The 19,072-nt window shown below is 75.5% G+C and carries 19 protein-coding genes, 1 tRNA gene and 1 pseudogene; 9 read left to right on the top strand and 12 right to left on the bottom strand.

What is annotated here, in order from left to right; genetic code table 11:
- Positions 1-110 precede the first annotated feature (110 nt).
- Positions 111-896 (top strand): response regulator transcription factor, encoded by a 786-nt coding sequence (locus tag REH70_RS00690; protein ID WP_310750585.1) that lies wholly within the window; start codon positions 111-113, stop codon positions 894-896.
- A 109-nt stretch (positions 897-1,005) separates the two neighbouring features.
- Complete coding sequence (locus tag REH70_RS00685; protein WP_310750582.1) at positions 1,006-1,947, top strand: alpha/beta hydrolase; 942 nt, start codon at positions 1,006-1,008, stop codon at positions 1,945-1,947.
- 6 nt (positions 1,948-1,953) lie between these two features.
- Here the strand turns inward: REH70_RS00685 and nth are convergent, their stop codons facing one another.
- Entirely contained in the window at positions 1,954-2,619 is a 666-nt protein-coding gene (gene nth / locus REH70_RS00680) for an endonuclease III (RefSeq protein ID WP_310754073.1), read from the bottom strand.
- Positions 2,620-2,830: 211 nt separating this feature from the next.
- Between nth and REH70_RS00675 the strand changes: the two genes are divergently transcribed.
- The gene (locus REH70_RS00675; protein ID WP_310750580.1) at positions 2,831-3,196 is read left to right on the top strand and encodes a hypothetical protein; all 366 of its coding nucleotides are present in this window, start codon (positions 2,831-2,833) and stop codon (positions 3,194-3,196) included.
- Positions 3,197-3,219: 23 nt separating this feature from the next.
- Positions 3,220-3,896: pseudogene (locus REH70_RS00670) on the top strand (Crp/Fnr family transcriptional regulator).
- 91 nt (positions 3,897-3,987) lie between these two features.
- Here the strand turns inward: REH70_RS00670 and REH70_RS00665 are convergent.
- Genes REH70_RS00665 through REH70_RS00655 form a run of 3 tightly spaced genes read right to left on the bottom strand, consistent with a single transcriptional unit; the run spans position 3,988 to position 4,958 of the window.
- Positions 3,988-4,485 (bottom strand): RidA family protein, encoded by a 498-nt coding sequence (locus REH70_RS00665; protein ID WP_310750577.1) that lies wholly within the window; start codon positions 4,483-4,485, stop codon positions 3,988-3,990.
- 1 nt (position 4,486) lies between these two features.
- Positions 4,487-4,645, bottom strand: a complete 159-nt coding sequence (locus tag REH70_RS00660) for a DUF4177 domain-containing protein (protein ID WP_146899220.1) — start codon at positions 4,643-4,645, stop codon at positions 4,487-4,489.
- A gap of 13 nt (positions 4,646-4,658) precedes the next feature.
- Positions 4,659-4,958: a WhiB family transcriptional regulator gene (locus REH70_RS00655; RefSeq protein ID WP_310750574.1), complete on the bottom strand. Its 300-nt coding sequence runs from the start codon at positions 4,956-4,958 to the stop codon at positions 4,659-4,661.
- Between the two features lie 186 nt (positions 4,959-5,144).
- Between REH70_RS00655 and REH70_RS00650 the strand changes: the two genes are divergently transcribed.
- The 5 genes from REH70_RS00650 to REH70_RS00630 all read left to right on the top strand — a co-directional run bounded on the left by REH70_RS00650 (position 5,145) and on the right by REH70_RS00630 (position 9,220).
- A complete protein-coding gene (locus REH70_RS00650; RefSeq protein ID WP_310750570.1) occupies positions 5,145-7,112 on the top strand; it encodes a transglycosylase domain-containing protein in 1,968 nt (655 codons plus the stop codon).
- Positions 7,055-7,552, top strand: a complete 498-nt coding sequence (locus REH70_RS00645) for a PASTA domain-containing protein (protein WP_310750568.1) — start codon at positions 7,055-7,057, stop codon at positions 7,550-7,552. Before REH70_RS00650 ends, REH70_RS00645 begins: the two co-directional genes overlap by 58 nt.
- A 4-nt stretch (positions 7,553-7,556) precedes the next feature.
- Positions 7,557-8,477 carry a metallophosphoesterase gene (locus REH70_RS00640; RefSeq protein WP_310750565.1) on the top strand — a complete coding sequence of 307 codons (921 nt, stop codon included), beginning with the start codon at positions 7,557-7,559 and terminating at the stop codon, positions 8,475-8,477.
- Positions 8,478-8,530: 53 nt separating this feature from the next.
- Positions 8,531-8,604: transfer RNA gene (locus REH70_RS00635), tRNA-Pro, on the top strand.
- Between the two features lie 121 nt (positions 8,605-8,725).
- Complete coding sequence (locus REH70_RS00630) at positions 8,726-9,220, top strand: hypothetical protein (RefSeq protein ID WP_310750562.1); 495 nt, start codon at positions 8,726-8,728, stop codon at positions 9,218-9,220.
- Positions 9,221-9,423: 203 nt separating this feature from the next.
- On the opposite strand, the gene REH70_RS00625 is transcribed toward REH70_RS00630, so the two are convergent.
- From REH70_RS00625 to REH70_RS00585, 8 genes are all read right to left on the bottom strand, one after another.
- Positions 9,424-10,173, bottom strand: coding sequence for an SRPBCC family protein (locus REH70_RS00625; RefSeq protein ID WP_310750558.1), 750 nt, complete (start codon positions 10,171-10,173; stop codon positions 9,424-9,426).
- Positions 10,174-10,645: 472 nt separating this feature from the next.
- A complete protein-coding gene (locus REH70_RS00620) occupies positions 10,646-11,296 on the bottom strand; it encodes a histidine phosphatase family protein (protein ID WP_310750555.1) in 651 nt (216 codons plus the stop codon).
- On the bottom strand, positions 11,293-12,132 hold the full coding sequence (locus tag REH70_RS00615; protein ID WP_310750552.1) for a CoA ester lyase: 840 nt from the start codon (positions 12,130-12,132) through the stop codon (positions 11,293-11,295). Before REH70_RS00615 ends, REH70_RS00620 begins: the two co-directional genes overlap by 4 nt.
- Complete coding sequence (locus tag REH70_RS00610) at positions 12,129-13,346, bottom strand: CoA transferase (protein WP_310750549.1); 1,218 nt, start codon at positions 13,344-13,346, stop codon at positions 12,129-12,131. Before REH70_RS00610 ends, REH70_RS00615 begins: the two co-directional genes overlap by 4 nt.
- Positions 13,343-15,094 carry an SUMF1/EgtB/PvdO family nonheme iron enzyme gene (locus tag REH70_RS00605; protein ID WP_310750547.1) on the bottom strand — a complete coding sequence of 584 codons (1,752 nt, stop codon included), beginning with the start codon at positions 15,092-15,094 and terminating at the stop codon, positions 13,343-13,345. Before REH70_RS00605 ends, REH70_RS00610 begins: the two co-directional genes overlap by 4 nt.
- 265 nt (positions 15,095-15,359) lie before the next feature.
- A complete protein-coding gene (locus REH70_RS00600; RefSeq protein ID WP_310750544.1) occupies positions 15,360-16,331 on the bottom strand; it encodes a ribokinase in 972 nt (323 codons plus the stop codon).
- Between the two features lie 13 nt (positions 16,332-16,344).
- Positions 16,345-17,205, bottom strand: coding sequence for an ADP-ribosylglycohydrolase family protein (locus REH70_RS20205; protein ID WP_396134607.1), 861 nt, complete (start codon positions 17,203-17,205; stop codon positions 16,345-16,347).
- A gap of 523 nt (positions 17,206-17,728) precedes the next feature.
- Positions 17,729-18,916 (bottom strand): ADP-ribosylglycohydrolase family protein, encoded by a 1,188-nt coding sequence (locus tag REH70_RS00585; RefSeq protein ID WP_310750541.1) that lies wholly within the window; start codon positions 18,914-18,916, stop codon positions 17,729-17,731.
- Positions 18,917-19,072: the final 156 nt, after the last annotated feature.

Here is a 19,072-nt window from a genome sequence, read left to right as displayed (position 1 = left end):
AGCAGGGGTCGTCGGAGGGCGAGCACGGCGCGAGTCTCGCAGAACATCGAGCGCGACCGTCGGCGCGGCGCCGCGCGCTACTCTGACGCCCCGCCCCTCGAGGAGGTGACGTGGCAGACCTCCTGCTCCTCACACCGACCGCAGGGGGCTCAGCGCAGGTGCTGCCCGCCCTGGGTCTGCTGTCCCACCGGGTCCGGGTGCTTCCGGTCGAGCCCTCCGCTCTCGTCGACGCGCCGGACTCCGACGTCGTCGTGCTCGACGCGCGCCGCGACCTGGTCACGGCGCGCACCACGTGTCGCCTGCTGCGCGCCACCGGCCTGGCGGTGCCGCTCCTGCTCGTGCTCACCGAGGGCGGCCTCACCGCCCTGACCGCCGAGTGGGGCGCAGACGACATCGTCCTGGAGAACGCGTCGCCGGCCGAGGTCGAGGCGCGCATCCGGCTCGTCATCGAGCGCAGCGCTCGCGAGAGCCTGGACAGCGCACCCCAGGAGATCTCCTCGGGCGAGCTCACCATCGACGCGGGCGGCTACACCGCCCGCCTGCGCGGGCGCCCGCTCGACCTCACCTACAAGGAGTTCGAGCTCCTCAAGTACCTCGTGCAGCACCCGGGCCGCGTGTTCACCCGCGCCCAGCTGCTGCAGGAGGTGTGGGGCTACGACTACTACGGCGGCACGCGCACCGTCGACGTCCACGTGCGTCGCCTGCGCGCCAAGCTCGGGCTCGAGCACGAGGCGCTCATCGGTACCGTCCGCAACGTGGGCTACCGCTACGACGCCCCCAAGGAGCGCCGCGAGCCCCGGGCCGACGCCGCCGACCCGGGCGGCCCGGGCGGCGCGGGCGGCCCGGCCGACCGGGTGACGAGCGCGCGCCGGTCCGGGCTGCCCGACGGCGCGTAGCCGCGACGCCGGCGACGACCCCCGTCCGGGTGTCCCGCTCCGCGGTGGCGACTCGGTAGCCTTCGACGCGATGAGACCGGACAAGCGATGAGCGCCCGATGAGCGCCCGATGACGTCGGACACCAGCACCGTGCTCGTCGACGGACCCTGGGAGCACCGGTTCGTCCCGGCCAACGCCGCTCGCTTCCACGTCGCGGTCGCCGGCCCGGACGACCGGGACACGCCGCTCGTGGTGCTGCTGCACGGCTTCCCGCAGTTCTGGTGGGCGTGGCGGCACCAGCTGACCGCGCTCGCCGACGCCGGCTACCGGGTCGCCGCGATGGACCTGCGCGGCACCGGCGCGTCCGACAAGCCACCGCTCGGCTACGACGTCCCCACCCTCGCCGCCGACGTCGCCGGGCTCGTCCGGTCCCTCGGGGCAGACCGCGCCGTCGTCGTCGGGCACGGGACGGGCGGGACCGTGGCGTGGGCGATGCCGGCCCTGCACCCGGGGGTCACCCGCGGCATCGCCGCGGTGTCCTCGCCGCACCCGGTGCGCCTGCACGCCGCCGTCGCCCGCACCCTGCGCCCCGGTCCGCTGCGGCACCTCGCCTTCTTCCAGCTGCCGGCGCTGCCCGAGCGCGCGATGTCCCAGGGCGACCGGGTCGACCGGGTGCTGCGGGAGTGGAGCGCCCCGGGGTGGCCGGACGCCGCCACCCTGGCCACCTACCGCGCGGCCGCCCAGGTGCCGTTCGCCGCGCACAGCGCGATGGAGCAGCTGCGCTGGCTCGTGCGGTCGACCCCACGCGCCGACGGGCGCCGCTACCTCGAGGCGCTCGACACGCCGGTGCCGGTGCCGGTGCTGCAGGTGCACGGCGCGATGGACCGGTGCCTGCCGCTGGCGACCGCGCGGCTCGACGGGCCGCAGGCGCGGCTGGCGGGCAGCGGGTACCGGTTCGAGGTCGTCGCCGGCGCGGGGCACTTCCTGCCCGAGGAGGCGCCCCGGCGGGTCAACGCGCTGCTCGCCGACTGGCTGCGCGAGGTCGCGCCGGTCCCCGCCGTCGGCCCGTGAGCGCCGTCAGCCCTTGAGCATCGCGGCGGCGCGCACGGGGTCGGTCTCGCCGATGCCCGACGACGGGCAGTCCCGCGCCACGGGGCACGCGCCGCACGCGGGGTTGCGGGCGAAGCACGTGCGGCGCCCGTGGAAGATCAGCCGGTGGGACAGCATCGTCCACTCGCGCCGCTCGACCAGGCCGCCGACGACGTGCTCGACCTTCACCGGGTCCTCCTCGGCGGTCCACCCCAGCCGCCGCACGACGCGCCCCACGTGGGTGTCGACCGGCAGGCCCGGGACGCCGAACGCGTTGCCCAGGACGACGTTGGCGGTCTTGCGCCCGACGCCGGGGAGCGTGACGAGGTCGTCGAGGCGGCCCGGGACGACGCCGTCGTAGCGCTCGACCAGGGCCTGCCCCAGCCCGATGAGCGACTGCGCCTTGGCGCGGAAGAAGCCCGTGCTGCGGATGACATCCTCGAGCTCGGTGCGGTCCGCGGCGGCGAGGGCGGCCGCGTCCGGGTAGCGCGAGAACAGCTCCGGGGTCACGAGGTTCACCCGGACGTCCGTGGTCTGCGCCGAGAGCACGGTCGCGACCAGCAGCTCCAGCGGCGTGCGGAAGTCCAGCTCGCACCGGGCGTCGGGGTACCGCTCGGCCAGCGTCCGGTTGATGCGCCGCGCGCGCCGCACCAGCGCGAGGCGGGACTCCCGGTCGTCGTCACCCGTCGAGCCTACGACCGCTGCGCCACAGCGGTGACGTGCACGACTCCGGCTCAAGTGCGCGCGCCGGGGCGCCGAAGCAGTGACGTCGACGGGTCACCACCGGCACGTCGACGTGCTGCACGGCGCCCCGGCGTCCGGCACGCGCCCACCCGCGTCCCCGCGCCCGTCCGAGAGGTCCGCCATGACCGTGAGCTCGCCCGACCGACCGGCTGCGCCGCTCCTGACCGGCCCCGTGGACCCCGCGCACCTCCTGCGGGCGCTGCGCGCCGAGCGGTCCCGGGTCACGCACTGGCGCCGGCTGGTGAGGGCCCGCATGGACCTCGCGGTCGCCGCGCTCGTCCTGCCCGAGGCGCTGGGACCCGACGCGGACGTCCCCGACCTGCTCGCACTGGTCGACGCCGTGAGCGCCGGTGGCCCGCAGGGCGAGCTGGACCGCCTGGAGTCGCTGCGTGACCTCGACGCCCGCCTGGCCCGGCACGCCCAGGGTGTCGACCAGGCGATCGAGGCGGCGAGAGGTGGCATGGGGCAGACTGTCCCGAGGACGTGACCCCCGGCACAGTAAGGACGCACGTGGACGACGACGTTGTGCTCTCCGCCCCCTCTTCGCCAACATGGACCGCGAGCAGACGCGGGCACTGCAGGCGTCGATGACGCCGTTCGACCTCACCCGCGGCGAGGTCCTGTTCCACGAGGGCGAGCCGGGTGACCGGCTCTACGTCATCGCGAGCGGCAAGATCAAGCTCGGTCGGCGCTCGAGCGACGGCCGCGAGAACCTCCTCGCCGTCCTCGGGCCGGGCGAGATGTTCGGCGAGCTCTCCCTGTTCGACCCCGGTCCCCGCACCGCCACGGCCAGCGTGGTCGCCGACGCGCACCTGCTCGAGCTCGGTCACCAGGACCTCGTCGACTGGCTGCAGTCCAGCCCGACCGTGGCCAAGCACCTCCTCGAGGCGCTCGCGCGCCGACTGCGCCGGACCAACGAGGCGCTCGCCGACCTCGTCTTCTCCGACGTCCCCGGTCGCGTCGCGAAGGCGCTGCTCGACCTGTCCACGCGCTTCGGCGAGCCGGTCGACGACGGCCTGCGGGTCGCCCACGACCTCACGCAGGAGGAGCTCGCCCAGCTCGTCGGCGCCTCGCGCGAGACGGTGAACAAGGCGCTCGCGGACTTCGCGGCACGCGGCTGGGTGCGGCGCGAGGGCCGCGCGGTCGTCCTGCTGGACATCGACCGGCTCGAGCGCCGCGCGCGCTGACGCACGGCGGGCGTAGCCGGCGCGCGTGGGCCCGGTCGGCTCCGCCGCCCACGCCGGGACGGTCAGCCGGGCGCGCGCCGCGCCGCTGCGGTCAGCGGACCTCGACGACGATCTCCACCTCGACCGGGGAGTCGAGCGGCAGGACCGCGACGCCCACGGCGCTGCGTGCGTGCACGCCCGCGTCCCCGAGCACCTGACCCAGCAGCTGGCTCGCGCCGTTGATCACCGCGGGCTGCCCCGTGAAGGACGGGTCGCTCGCGACGTACCCGGTCACCTTGACGACGCGGACGACCGCGTCGAGGTCCCCGACCAGCGCGTCGACGGCCGCGAGGGCGTTGAGGGCGGCAGTCCGGGCGAGCTCCGCGGCGCGGTCGGGATCGACCAGCCCGGGTCCCACGCCGACCTTGCCGGTGACCGGCAGGACACCGTCCACGAAGGGCAGCTGCCCCGAGGTGTGGACGAGGGCGCCGGACCGGACCGCGGGGACGTACGCGGCGACCGGCGCGGCGACGTCGGGCAGGGTGAGGCCGAGGTCGGCGAGGCGAGCCGCGACGCCGCCTGTCGCGCGCCCGCCGGGGTGGTCCGGCACGTCAGGCCGACGTCGGCCGCTTGAGGTAGGCCACGAGGCCGGCGTCCGGGCCCTGGATGACCTGGACGAGCTCCCAGCCGTCGGAGCCCCACTGGTCGAGGATCGCCTTGGTGGCGTGGATGATCAGAGGAACGGTCGCGTACTCCCACGTGGTGGCCATGGGGTGAGCGTAGTCAGGCGCTCACGGTGGCGTCGTCCGGGGACCGGCCGGCGACCACGAGCACCTCGTGCCACGAGGCGACGTCGGGCTGGCGGCGCAGCAGCGCGCGGCGCTCGCGCTCGGTCATCCCGCCCCACACCCCGAACTCGACCCGGTTGTCCAGCGCGTCGGCCAGGCACTCGAGGCGGACGGTGCAGGCCGCGCACACGCTGCGGGCGGACCGCTGAGCGGCCCCCTGGACGAAGAGGTCGTCGGGTTCCACCGTCAGGCAGGCTCCGCGGCTGGTCCAGTTGACGTCGTCCGTGACGCGCACGGTGCCTCCTCGAGCAAATGGCGACCCCAAGATTGTCGCCCGTGCCGGAAAGGTACCCGTCAATCGTCACCCGCAACAGGAGCCCCACGGGTCAGATCTGGCAACCGTGTGAAGGAGGCGTGCAGGATCGCGGCGCGTCGGGTGGACGACATCGGCCTTCGGCAACGCCCCGCGTAGTCTGATCCAATGCCTTACTCTGCCCACTCGCGGGGCCGCCAGGTCAACCTCTTCCAGGCGCTCGCACTCCTGCTCGCCCTGCTCCTCGTCGCGGGGGTCGGTGGCGTCCTCGCCGCCGGCCTGCTCATGCCGGCCGTCGCCGGCGCCAGCGCGCTGACGGGTGCGACGACGGAGGTCTTCGAGGACCTGCCGACCGAGCTGCGCGAGGAGCCGCTGTCGGAGAAGTCGACGGTGCTCGCGGCGGACGGCACCACGGTGCTGGCGACGTTCTACAACCAGAACCGGATCGTGGTGCCGCTGGAGGCCATCTCGGTCGACATGCAGAACGCGGTCGTCGCCATCGAGGACAAGCGCTTCTTCGAGCACGGCGGGATCGACCCGACGGGCATGCTGCGTGCCGCGGCGAAGAACGTCCTCACCGACGACCTGGAGGGCGCCTCGACCCTCACCCAGCAGTACGTGAAGAACGTGCTCATCGAGTCGGCGACCCGCATGAAGACCCCGGAGGAGCGCGAGGCCGCGATCATCGCGGCTCGCGGGGCGGAGGGCACGGCGGGCGTCAGCCGCAAGCTGCGCGAGGCGAAGCTCGCCATCGCGCTCGAGCAGCAGTACTCCAAATCGGAGATCCTCGGCAAGTACCTCAACATCGCGCAGTTCGGCGCATCGGTGTGGGGCGTCGAGGCAGCCTCCCAGTACTACTTCGGCATCCCGGCGAGCGAGCTCGACTACCTGCGGGCCGCCACCCTCGCCGGGGTCACGCAGAGCCCGGGGCACTGGGACCCGGTGCTGTACCCGGAGAACAACGAGCAGCGCCGCAACGATGTGCTGTGGGTGATGCTCAACCAGGGCTACATCGACCGGGCGCAGTTCGACGCCGGCGTCGCGACCCCGCTGGCCGACTACCTCAACGTGACGCAGACCATGCGCGGGTGCATCAACGCCAACGCGGTCGCGAACGCGGGCTACTTCTGCGACTACGTCACCAAGGTGATCCGCAACAACCCGGCCTTCGGCGAGACCGCGGAGGACCGCATCGACCTGCTGTACCGCGGTGGTCTGACGATCACCACGACGCTGGACCCGGCCAGGCAGGCCATGGCGGACGCCGAGGTGAAGGCCGGCGTCCCCGTCGACGACCCGTCGGGCGTCGCCTCGGCGATCTCCGTGGTCGAGCCGGGCACCGGGAAGATCCTCGCGATGGCGCAGAACCGCATCTACAACAACACCTCCACGGCGGGCCCGCGCGAGACGGCGGTCAACTACAACACCGACTTCGCGTACGGCGGCTCCAGCGGCTTCGCGCCGGGCTCGACCTTCAAGCCGTTCACGCTGGTGCAGTGGCTCAAGGAGGGGCACAGCCTCAACGAGGTCATCAACGCGAACCTGCGGCCGTACAAGATGAGCGACTTCAACTCGACCTGCGGCCGGTTCGTCGGTGAGTACAAGTTCGGCAACGCCGAGGGAAGCGGCGGCGTCATGAGCGTGCTCAACGCCACCAAGAACTCGGTCAACTCGGGCTACATCGAGATGGCCAGCCAGCTGGACATCTGCGGGATCTTCGACACCGCGAAGTCCCTCGGGGTCCACGCACCGGACGGCTCCGACTTCAAGGTGACGCCGGCCAACGTGCTCGGCAGCGACTCCATCGCCCCGCTGACGATGGCGTCCGCGTTCGCCGCCTTCGCGGCGAACGGCACCTTCTGCGAGCCGGTCGCGCTGCTCAGCGTCCGCGACACCGACGGCAACGAGCTGCCGGTCCCGTCCGCGAACTGCCGGGAGGCGATCGAGCCCCGCATCGCCGCGGCGATGAGCTACGCGCTCGGCCACGTCTGGGAGGGCACCGCGAGGGCCTGGGCGGGATCGGGCGCCCGTCGGCGGGCAAGACCGGCACGACGTCGCAGAACGAGCACACCTGGTTCGTGGGCTACACTCCGCAGCTCGCCGCCGCCGTGTGGGTCGGGTACTCCGAGGGCATGATCCCGGTGCAGCGCACGACCATCAACGGCAAGTTCGTGCGGAACGCGTACGGCTCGACCATCGCCGCGCCCACCTGGCAGCGGTTCATGCGCCAGGCGCACGAGGGCCTGCCCGAGGCCGCCTTCCCGGCGCCCGGGGTGCTCGAGGTCGAGGGCCAGCGCGTCACCGTGCCGCGGGTCATCGGTCGCACCGAGGCGCAGGCCCGGGCGACGCTGCGCGACGCCGGGTTCATCGTCCGGGTCGCGAGCGAGCGGCGGGAGGCGAACGTCACTCCCGGACGCGTCGCCTCGACGTCGCCCGGCTCGGGCAGCCGGGTGACCCGCGGCGGCGTCATCACGATCTACCTGTCCAGCGGGCCGGCGCCCGCACCCGCGCCGGAGCCCGAGCCCGAGCCGGGGGACGCCGCGCCGGACGAGGCGACCCCGGACGAGGGCGACTGAGCCGGTGACGTCCCCCGTCGTCCGGGCGGCCGGCGCGCTGACCGTCGCCGGCGCCGCCGCGCTGGCCTGGGCGAGCCTGGTCGAGGTCCGCTGGTACGCGCTGCGGGAGGTGACCGTGGCGGTGCTGCCGCCGGGCCAGTCACCCCTGCGCGTGCTGCACCTGTCCGACCTGCACCTCGTGCCCCGGCAGCAGCGCAAGATCGACTGGGTCCGCGACCTGGCGACCCTGCGGCCGGACCTCGTGGTGGACACCGGCGACAACATGGCGGACACCGAGGCGCTGCCGAGCCTGCTGCACGCGCTCGAGCCCCTGCTCGGCACGCCAGGGGCCTTCGTGCTGGGCTCGAACGACTACTTCGCCCCCCGCCCGAAGAACCCGGCGCGGTACCTGCTGCCCGACGCGCGCCTGCCGCTGCCCGGCGACCCCACGCAGCTGCCCGCGGACGAGCTCGCGGCACGGCTGCGCGAGGCCGGGTGGAAGGACCTCACCAACCGGCGCGACGTCGTGCACACCGACGGACGCACGCTGTCCCTGGTCGGCGTCGACGACCCGCACATGGACAGCGACCGGTTCCCGGACCCCGCACCGACCCCGGCGGCCGACCTGCACCTCGGCGTCACGCACGCGCCGTACACGCGTGTCCTCGACGCGATGCACGCCGACGGCGCCGACCTGGTGCTGGCCGGGCACACCCACGGCGGTCAGCTGGCGGTGCCCGGCTTCGGCGCGCTCGTGACGAACTGCGACCTGGACCGCGGCCGCGTCAAGGGGCTGCACGGCTGGCCCGGACCGCGGCCCGACGCCGCCGGCGGGGACGAGTCGTCGTGGCTGCACGTCAGCGCCGGTCTGGGCACCTCGCCGTACGCACCGGTGCGGTTCGCGTGCCGTCCGGAAGCGACGCTGCTCACACTCGTCGCCCGCTAGGCGTCTCGGTTTCGTGGCACCCTCGCGCGTCGGCTATCCTGAGCAGGCTTCATCGGGGTGTGGCGCAGCTTGGTAGCGCGCCTCGTTCGGGACGAGGAGGTCGTGGGTTCGAATCCCGCCACCCCGACCGGTGAAGGAAGGCCCGTGCTCAGCGGAAACGCTGGCGCGGGCCTTCTGCTTGCCCACGGTCACCCGGGGCAGGGTGACCGGCCGGGTGGCGACGCACGATCCGAGGGAGGACGACCGAGGTGAGCACGGAAGCCTGCCGGACGTGCGGCGCACCCACGCTGCTGCTGGACACGTACAACGGCCAGCGGGAGCGGTTCGACGTCGAGCCGGTGACCAACCCCGCCGCTCCCGAGTCGGTGCGCTGGTACGTCTCGCGCACCCGGGGCGCGGTCCCGGCCACGGTCGCTCGGCGCCCGGTCGGCGAGCCGTTCCTCCTGCGCCACACCTGCCGGCTCACCCGTCAGGGCACCGGGGACGAGGAGCTCCGGGCGCACTCGATCGCGCACTCCACCGGCCCGCGGGTGCCGGACCTCGAGCTGGTCGAGGGATACGAATACTCCTACCGGTGGCCCACGTCGTGGGCGCACGTCGTCCGCGACGAGATGACGCTGTGCGGGGCTCGCAGCGTGCTCGTGCACCTGAGCGAGGCGGAACGACGCCGCCTGCAGACCATGCCGGTGTGCCCCGGGTGCGCCGCACGCTTCCGGGCGCACCTGGAGCGTCGACGCGGGTGACCACCGCACGGCTCGCGGTGACGTGCCGGGCGCAACTGCGCCGCGTCCGGTCGCCCGGCGCCTGAGCGAGGGGCGCCGTCCCGCTCGCCGATCGGTCGGCGAGCGGGACGGCCCAGGGCTCAGGGCCCAGGGCCCAGGGCCCAGGGCCCAGGGTTCAGGGCTCAGGGCTCAGGGCTCAGGGCTCAGGGCTCAGGGCTCAGGGCTCAGATGAGGTTGGCCTCGTCGCCCGGCACGGCGCCGGTCTGCTCGACCGGCAGGTCCGGCGTGCCCGCGGGCTCGACGACGACCGTGTCGGTCACCACCGTGTCGACCGGGGCGGGGTGGCTCACGTCGACGTCGTCGGTGTCGTCCGAGCCCGACCGGGTCGCGGCGACCGCACCGGCCACGGCCGCGGCGGTCAGGCCGACCCCGGCGGCGACGGCGCCCGTGGACACGCCGGCCTTGCCCGAGTCGCCCTGCGAGGCGGCCGCGTCGGCAACGCCGGGGTGCGCGTCCCGGCCGGGGGCGACCGCGCCGAGCCACTCACCGGTCGGGGCGCCCTCGGACTCGATGAATGCCTTGAACCGCTCGAGGTCGCCCTCGGCCTGCTTCTCGACGACGTTCAGCTTGTCCCCGACCGTCTCCACGAGTCCCTCGGGCTCGTACTCCAGGTGCAGGTGCACGTGGGTCTGGTCCGCCCCGGCCGGCTCGAAGGACACCGACCCGGCGTTGGTGGCCCCGGACGTGGCAGCCCACGCGACCTTGCGGTCGGGCACCTGCTCGAGGATCTTCGCCTCCCACTGCCGCTTGACGCCGGCGATCTCGGCGACCCACTCCAGCCGGTCGTCGGTCAGCTGGGTCACGGACGTCACGCCGCTCATGAAGCGGGGAAAGCTCTCGAACTGCGTCCACTGGGCGTAGGCGACGCCCACGGGGACGCCGACGATGATGGACTTCTCGACGGTGGTCGTCATCTGTGCTGAACCTCCTGCGGGGGCGCAGCGCCCCGTGGTCGGTCCGGCGCCACCCTGGGTGCGGCAGCGGCCGGTCGGTGCCGTCGACGCTAGGTCGGCTTCCCCGACCGCGACCGGGCGGTGCCGGAGCGCGCCATGCTTACCGGCGCGAGACGCCCGTGTGCGTCGGCGACCAAGGGCGTCGCCGGGCTCACGGTGGCGTGGGCGCTGCAGGACGCCGGCCTGGCGACGACGGCGCCGGTCGCGTCGGTGTGGCCGGAGTTCGCCGGCGACCCGAGGGCGGTCATCGCGCGGCCTCGGCTCGCCGGGGCGACGCCGCCGAGGGGGCGGCGGGTGCCGGGGCGGCGGGTCGGGCAGGTGCGTGGCGGCCGGGGTGGTGGCCAACGGTCTCTCCTCGTCGTCGAGGTCGGGGCACGTGGTGTGCCGTGTCCCGACGACGGTAGGAGGGTGCGGATGCCGGCGGCGTCCACCATCAGCCAGTGGCGAGATCTGAACACGCCGCGCCGGCATCCGGGGCGACGTCGTGCCGCCGCAGGCGCCACGCGGGCTCCCGGCGCGGGTTGGGCTCGAGGACGGACCAGCGGCCGTTGCCCATCGCGTAGACGCCGAACCACTCCCCCGGCGTCATGCCGAGCAGCGCCGCCATCGCGGTCGACAGCGCCCCGCCGTGGCCGACGACCACGAGCGTCCCGCCGTCCGCGACGCATCCGACCGCGTCCGTGACGGCGGCGGCCACCCGGTGCCCGACGGCGGCGCGCGCCTCGGCCGCCATCTCGACCGGCTCGTCGCCGCGGCGCCACGCGGCGTACGCGTCGGGCCAGGTGGCGGCGATCCGGTCGCCGGTCAGGCCCTCCCACGCGCCGAAGTCGCGTTCGCGCAGTCGCGGGTCGGTGCGCAGCGGCGCGCCGGACGCGTGCGCGAGCACGCGGGCGGTGTCGTGCGCCCGGCGCAGGTCGGACGACAGCACGAGTGCGGGCGCGGGGTCGCGCAGCGTCGCCGCGGCGGCCACGGCCTGCCGCTGCCCGACGTCGTCCAGGGGGACGTCCGAGCGGCCCTGGAGCCGGCCGGTGTCGTTCCAGGCGGTGCGCCCGTGCCGCAGCAGGACGAGGCGGCCGGCGCTCACCGGTCGCGGTCCGCGAGCGCCAGCACGCGACGCGCCTGCTCGACCATCGCGACGTCGAGGAACGTGCCGTCGGGCAGGACGACCGTCCCCCGCCCGACCGTCGTCGCGGCGGCGACCCCGTCCACGACCGCAGCGGCGCGCTCGACCTCCTCGGCGGACGGCCGGAACGCCGCCACGATGACGTCGAGCTGCGCGGGGTGGATCGCGGTGCGGCCGAGGAAGCCGAGCGCACGGCCGGCCAGGCACGACTCGCGCAGCCCCTCGGGGTCGCCCACCCGGGTGTAGGCGGACATCGCCGGGGCCGGCAGACCCGCCGCCCGGGCCGCGACGATGACCCGCGAGCGCGCGTAGAGCAGGCCCGCGTCGCCGGTCAGGCCGAGGTCGGACCGCAGGTCGGCCTCGCCGAGGCCCAGCCCGGCGACGTCGGGGCTCGCGGTCGCGAGGTCGAAGGCGCGCTCGACCCCGAGCGCCGACTCGAGCAGCAGGTGCAGCCCCCGACCCGGCGCCGAGGCGGCGAGCGTCCGGACGTCGTCGACGTCGACGACCTTGGGCACGCGCAACCCGACGCCGAGCGGCAGGTCGGCGACCGCGGCGACGTCGTCGAGCGCCCACGGCGAGCCCAGCGCGTTGACCCGTACCTGGACCGGCCGGTCGGTGGCGGCGACGGCCTCGACGGCGGCCGCCCGGGCGACGTCCTTGCGGTCGGGCGCGACGGCGTCCTCCAGGTCGACGATGACGACGTCCGCGGTGGAGGCGAGCGCCTTGGCGATGCGCGCGGGCTGGTCGCCGGGGACGTAGAGCAGCGTGAGCACCGGGCGCCCGGCGGGCGCCGTCACACCGCACCGCCGGCGCGCAGGGCGGTGATCGCGTCGGTGTCGTACCCGAGCTCGCCGAGCACGGCGTCGGTGTCCGCGCCCGGCACCCGGCCGGTGAACCCGAGCACCGGCCGGTCCCGGGACAGCCGGAACAGCGGCCCCTGCATGGCCATGTCCCCCAGGTCGTCGTCGTGGACCCGACGGATGGTGCCGAGGGCCTCGAACTGGGGGTCGGCCATGATGTCCTGCGCGTCGTAGACGGGTGCGACCGCGGCCTGCGCCTCCTCGAACGCGGCGACCACCTCGTCGCGCGTGCGGCGGGCGATCCAGGCCCCGACGGCGTCGTCGAACTCGTCGGCGTGGGCGGCGCGCTCCGCGCCGGACGCGAACCACGGCTCCGCGGCGAGGTCGGGCCGGCCGACCAGCGTCATCACCCGCTCGGCGATGCTCTGCGCGCTCGTCGACACCGCGACCCACAGGCCGTCGGCGGTCCGGTAGGTGTTGCGGGGCGCGTTGTTCGCCGACCGGTTGCCGGTGCGGGGCTGCGTGGTCCCGAGCTGATCCCAGCGGGTGATCTGCGGGCCGAGCATCGCGAGGATCGGCTCGATGATCGCGAGGTCGACCACCTGCCCGAGCCCGGTGCGCTCGCGGGCGTGCAGCGCGACCATGACGGCGTAGGCGGTCGCGAGCGAGGCGACGCCGTCTGCCAGCCCGAAGGGTGGCAGCGTGGGCGGGCCGTCCGGCTCGCCGGTCATCGCCGCGAACCCGCTCATCGCCTCCGCGAGCGTCCCGAAGCCCGGCCGGCGCCGGTACGGGCCGACCTGGCCGAAGCCGGTGACGCGCGCGAGCACGAGACCCGGGTTCACCGCGGCGAGGCGGTCGGGCCCGAGGTCCCAGCGCTCGAGCGTGCCGGGGCGGAAGTTCTCGATGACGACGTCGGCCGTCGCGGCGAGCCGGGTGAACACCCTCTGCCCGGCGGGCACGGACAGGTCCAGGGTGACCGTGCGCTTGTTGCGGCCGAGGGTCTTCCACCACAGGTTGTGCCCGTCGCGCGAGGGGCCGTGCCCGCGGGACGGGTCGGGTCGCCGCGGGTGCTCGACCTTGATGACCTCCGCCCCCATGTCCCCCAGGTGCATCGCCGCCATCGGCCCGGCGAACAGGGTCGAGACGTCCAGCACCCGCAGCCCGGCCAGCGCGCCGGCGTCGTGGTCGTGGTTTCGCCCGTGGTCGGTCATCGGTCCTCCCAGCAGCAGCGGAACCCGATGCTCGCCGAGCGCTCGACGCCCAGCCCGGGCAGCAGGTACTTCGCGGTGAACTCGGGCCCGCGCACCCCGCCGTCGAAGTACCAGTGGGACCCGGTGCTGACGTGGTCGGCGCCGCCCTTGAGCATGACGAACCGGGTGCGGCCGTCGGTGTGCTCGCTCTCGGTCCAGCTCCACACCGCCGGGGTGCGGCGCCGGAACCCGGGGAGCGCGGCGGCGAGCTGCCACTCGTCCTCGGTGGGCAGCCGCCCGCCGACCCACGCCGCGTAGGCGCGCGCGTCGTCGAGCCCGATCCGGGTGACGGGCGCCTCGGGGTCGGAGGGGTCGGACGGGCCCGCGGTGCCCGTCAGGTAGCGGTTCGGGACGCGGGGCTCGTACCCGGTCGCGGCGACGAAGGCGTCCCACTCGGCGACGGACACCTCGCGCGCCGCGACCTGCACGGGGACGTCGAGGTGGACGACGCGCTCGAGCGTCCGGGGTCGTGCAGCCGCGGCGGCAGGGGCTTCCACTCCTCGACGTAGGGAGCGCCGTCGTACATCCCGGTCTCCCGCGCGCGGTGGCGGACCGTGAGGACGTGCTCCCCGCCGGCACGACGACGACGTCGCCCTGCGCGTCACGGTCCCGGGCCGCCACCGGCACGGGCGGCGGCACGCGCACCGCGCGGCGGTGCACGAACGCCGGGTCGCCGGACTGCGGCACGGCGGCCAGCTCGGCGAGCAGCGCGTCCAGGTCCGCGGGCGCCGTGCCCCCTCGGCGACGTGCAGCACGGCGGCCACGCCGCGGCCCGGGACGCGCACCGTCACCGGGCCCGTCGCCGGCCGCGGGTCCGCGTCCCGCCCGGCGTGCAGGTCGACCCAGCGGCCGGGTGCGGCGTCGAGCACCGGGAGCGTGACGTCGGCGGTGGAGCGGTTGACCAGCGTCCACAGCGTGACGCCGTTCCGGGTGAAGGACGACGCGTGCACGCCGGCCTCGCGCGCACCCGGCAGCAGCGGCGCGAGCGGCACCCACTCGCCGTCGACGAGCAGCCGGGACAGGCGGCGCTGCACGGGCAGCATGCGGCGCAGCGTCGTCGCGTCCCGCTCGTTCCAGCCGACCCAGACGCCGAACACGACCTCCCACACCATGAGCCCGACGCCGTTGACCCACGCGGACTGCAGCTCGGCGGAGTGGTCCCGGTTCCAGCGGCGCACGTGGTGCTGCATGTGCCGCCGCTCGTACAGGTGCGCGCGCAGGACGCCGGGGGCACCGGAGTCGGCGAACCACTGCGCCCAGGAGAGCGCGTGGTCGGCGACGCGCTCGGTCGCGAGCTTCGACTCGCCCTCGAGCGCGATCCCGGGGCGGGCCGCCTCGAGCGCGCCGACGAGCGCGGGCTCGGCCTTCTTCAGGGTGTCGAGGAAGACCCCGTCGGCACCCAGCAGGCGCACGACGTCGGCGAGCTCGGTGACGTCGTCGTGGCCGCGCCGGGTGCCGGTGTCCCACGGGTTGTAGTCGACGAACACCCGCACGCCCGCGCCCTGGAGCGCCGCGACGACGTCGGGCAGGCCGGGGACGTCGCGGTAGAAGTCCCACTGGTTGCGGTCGTCGATCCCGATCACCGGGTACGCGTGCCACAGCACGACGCCGTCGACGCCGCCGAGGCGCTCGCGGGCGTCGGCGAGGAAGCGGTCCGGGGTGAACCGCTGGGCGGCGGCGTCGAAGAACAGCTCGTCCCACAGCCACACCTGGGCGACCGTGAAGCAGGTCGCCGCCCACGCGGCCTCGGGGCGGTCGTACCGCTCGCCGGTGTGCCCGTGCCGGGCCCGCGCCCCGCCCGCCAGGCGGCGAGCTGCGCGCGCCAGCGGGGCAGGTCGGCCGGGTCGTCGGGCGCCGCGAGGATCTTCGCCTCGTCGAGCGCCTCCGCCGCGGGGCCGGACGACAGGTCGACGTCGAGCGGGACGGCCGTCGGCAGGTCCAGGGAACGCGGGACCAGGGGGTCGAAGCCGTCGCTCATCGCGGGGTCCCCTCGGTCCGGGCGGACCGGGCACCGTCGGCAAGGTCCGCGCCGTCGGCACCGTCGGCCCCGTCGTCCTGCGCCGCGCGGGCGCGGCGGGTCTCGTCCGCGGTCGGCACCGCGGACTGCGCGCCGGGACGCTGCACCGCGAGCGCGGCCGCCGCGCCACCCCACCGGGCCGCCTCCACGAGGCCGTCCCCGGCGGCGAGACGCGCGGCGAGCACGCCGCAGAAGGTGTCGCCCGCGCCCGTGGTGTCGACCGGGCGCACCGGGGTGCCGAGCACGTCGGTGCGCCGCTGGCCCTCGACGACGACGCAGCCCTGCGCCCCCAGGGTCACCACGACCGCCGGGACGCGGGCGGCGAGCGCGGCGACGGCGTCGTCGAGCGACGCACCGCCGGCCAGGTCGCGCGCCTCGTGCTCGTTGACCACCAGGACGTCGACCTGGGCCCACAGCGCGGGCGGCAGGTCGCGCGACGGCGCGGCGTTGAGCACGAACGGCACACCGGGGCGCCGCGCGTGCGCGGCGCCGAGGACGACGTCGAGCGGCACCTCGAGCTGCGCCAGGACGACGTCGGCCGCGGCGACGGTCGCCCGCTGGGCGTCGGAGAGCCGGTCCCACGACGCGTTCGCCCCGCCGACGACGACGATCGCGTTCTCGCCGTCGTCGGACACCGAGATGAGCGCGGTCCCGGACGGCTCGCCGGACTCCCCGAGCGCCTCGACACCCACGCCGGCGGCGGTCAGCGAGGCGCGCAGCGCGGCGCCGTCGTCGTCCCGGCCCACCGCGCCGACGAACGCCGTCGGCGCGCCGCCGGCCCGCGCGGACGCGACCGCCTGGTTCGCGCCCTTGCCGCCCGCACCCCGCGCGATCCCGCCCGCGAGCAGCGTCTCGCCGGGCCCGGGGATGCGCGGCACCCGCACCACCACGTCGAGGTTGGCGCTGCCGACCACCACCACACCGCTCACCGGTCACCTCCGCTCAGCGCGCGGGTCCGCCGCGCCAGGTCCTCGATGTCACGCGTCGCCCCGCCGGGCAGCGACGTGGCGATCCGGCCCCGCAGGGGCTCAGACCACTGCGCGGGGATCGCGGCGGCGCCGCGCAGGCCGCCGACCACCGACCCCACGGTCGCGCCGGCCGAGTCGGTGTCCCACCCGCCGGTGACCGCGATCGCGATGCTGCGCCCCAGGTCGGCGCCACCGGCGCCACCCCGGCGAGCGCGAAGGCGATCAGGGCGGCGTTGTTGAGGGTGTGCACCCAGTGGTGCCGGCCGAGCTCGGCGTGCAGCACGTCCAGCGCGTCGGTGACGGGGCGGCCGGAGTCGCCGAGCTCGCGCCCGAGCGCGACCGCCGCCGCGAGCCGGCTCCCGGGCGGCACGACGCCGTCGGCGGCGTCCAGGACGGCGCGGACGTCGTCGGCGACCACGGAGGCCGAGCACAGCGCGGCGGCCCACATCGCGCCGTACAGGCCGTTGCGGGTGTGGCTCAGACGCGCGTCCGTCCAGGCGAGCCGGGCCGCCGTGAGCGGGTCGCCGGGGTGGGCCCAGCCGAAGGCGTCGGTGCGGATGAGCGCGCCGATCCACTCCCGGAAGGGGTTGTGGTGGGTCGCGGTCTGCGGCACGGGGCGCGCGTCGAGCAGGTTGCGGTACGCGGCGCGCTCGGCGGTGAAGACCCGCCCGGCGGGCAGGTTCGCGAGCCACGCGAGGGCGACGTCGTCCGTGGTGAGCGCGTCCCCGTGCACCTCGAGCAGGTCGAGGGCGAGCATCGGGAAGTTGAGGTCGTCGTCCTCGGGCATCCCGTCGATGGTCTCCTCGAGGAGGTCGGGGCGCTGCGGCGGTTCCACGGCCAGCGTGCGGCGACGGCGGGGTCGAGGCCCACCGCGGTGAACCACCGGTCCAGCGGCCAGCGACCGGTCGAGCGCAGGATCTCCTCGATGCCGGCGCGCGGGATCTTCTCGACCGGCTTGCCGAGCAGGCACCCGGCCGCCCGGCCCGTCCACGCACCGAGGAACCGGTCGAGGCTCGGCACGGTGGCCGGCACAGCGGCCGTCTCGGTGGTCGGCGCTCCGCCGACCGGCCCCCGGCCGGGCGACGCGGGCAGGAGCGCCACGATCTCGTCCCACCCGTCCGGCTCGGTGGCCGACGTCGGCTGCAGGGTCGCGAGCTCGTCGAGCAGGTCGCGGGCGAGGGCGCGCAGCCCCGCGTCGGCCGGGCGGTCGCTCGCCCCGGCCGACGACGGGACGACCGCCCCGCCGGCGGCGGCCCACCGCTCGGCCACCGCGTCGACCGGCCCGGGGTCGGCGCCCTGCTCGTGCAGCGCGACCAGCTCGGCCGGCACGAGGTCCTCCGGCTGCGCCCAGGTGAGCCTCAACCCAGGTCCCGACCCGCGGAAGGCTGCGCCGGGGAGGGCTGCGCCGCCGTGAGCGCGGCGAGCGTCTCCACCCGGGCACGGGCGCGCTCGGCGTCCGCCGCGGCGACGTCGCGGACGACGTCGGCCATGGTGGCACCGACCGCGTCGAGGTCGATGCGGCTCGCGGCCGCGATGTCCCGCGCCCAGTCGGCCGGGATGACCTCACGTCCCCCCAGGCCGCCGCAGATCGCACCGGCCATCGTCGCGATCGAGTCCGCGTCGCGGCCGTAGTTGACCGCGCCGAGGACGGCGGCGCTGAAGTCGCCGTCGTGCGCCAGGACGAACCCCAGGGCGGCGGGCAGCTCCTCGATCGACTTGGTGCGCGAGGGCAGCCGGGCGTCCATCGCGGGGCTGCGGTACTCCGGCCCGACGGTGTCGTACGGCGCGACGGCGTCGCGGATGACCCGGCCCAGCTCGTCCGGTCCCACGGCCCCGGCGCGCTCGACGGCGCCGACCACCGCGGCCACCGCGGCCGCGGTGCCGTCGTGCGCGAGCGCCGCGGCGGCGTCGACGACCGACCGCGCGGTGGCCCCCGGGACGACGGACGCCGCGACGGCCGCCGCGAAGACACCCGCCGCCTCCCGGCCGTAGGACGACTGGTGCGCCCCGGCCAGGTCGATGGCCTCGCGGTACGCGCCCTCCGGGTCGCCGGCGTTCACCAGGCCGACCGGTGCCATGTACATCGTGGCGCCGCAGTTGACGATGTTGCCCACGCCCGCCTCGCGCGGGTCGACGTGGCCGTAGTGCAGGCGTGCGACGATCCACTTCTCGGCGAGGAACACGCGCTGGAGGATGAGTGCGTCCGCCTCGAGCTCGGGCACCCAGCGGGTCGCGCCGATCATGAGCGGGACGAGGTCCTCCGCGACGTTGAACGCGTCGAGGTGCCGGCGCCGCTTGGCGTACACGTCCACCAGGGCGTGGGTCATGAGGGTGTCGTCGGTGACGTGCCCGTCACCCTTGTGGTACGGCGCGATCGGCCGCGCCGTGCGCCAGTCGTCGTAGTACGGCGGGACGATCCCGGTCACGCGGCCCCCGTGCCGCTCCGCGATCTGCTCGGGCGTCCACCCCTCGGTGGCACCACCCAGCGCGTCCCCCACGGCGGCGCCGGTCAGCACCGCACCCACCCGGTCGTCGAGCCAGTTCACGTGTCTCTCCTCGTCGTCGCCTGCGGCGGCAGTCTGCGCCGGGCCGTGCGCCGGCGCCGGGCGGCGCACGGCCCGCTGCTCGGTGCTCGTGCTCGTGCTCGTGCTCGTACGCGGTGCGCGGTGCCGACGGACGGTCGTCGTCGGTCGGCACCGGCA

Origin of the sequence: Cellulomonas sp. ATA003 (assembly GCF_031582905.1) — a bacterium.
GTDB lineage: Bacteria > Actinomycetota > Actinomycetes > Actinomycetales > Cellulomonadaceae > Pengzhenrongella.
The sequence above is the reverse complement of the archived record's forward strand: the minus strand, read 5'-3'. Positions and strand labels throughout refer to the sequence as shown.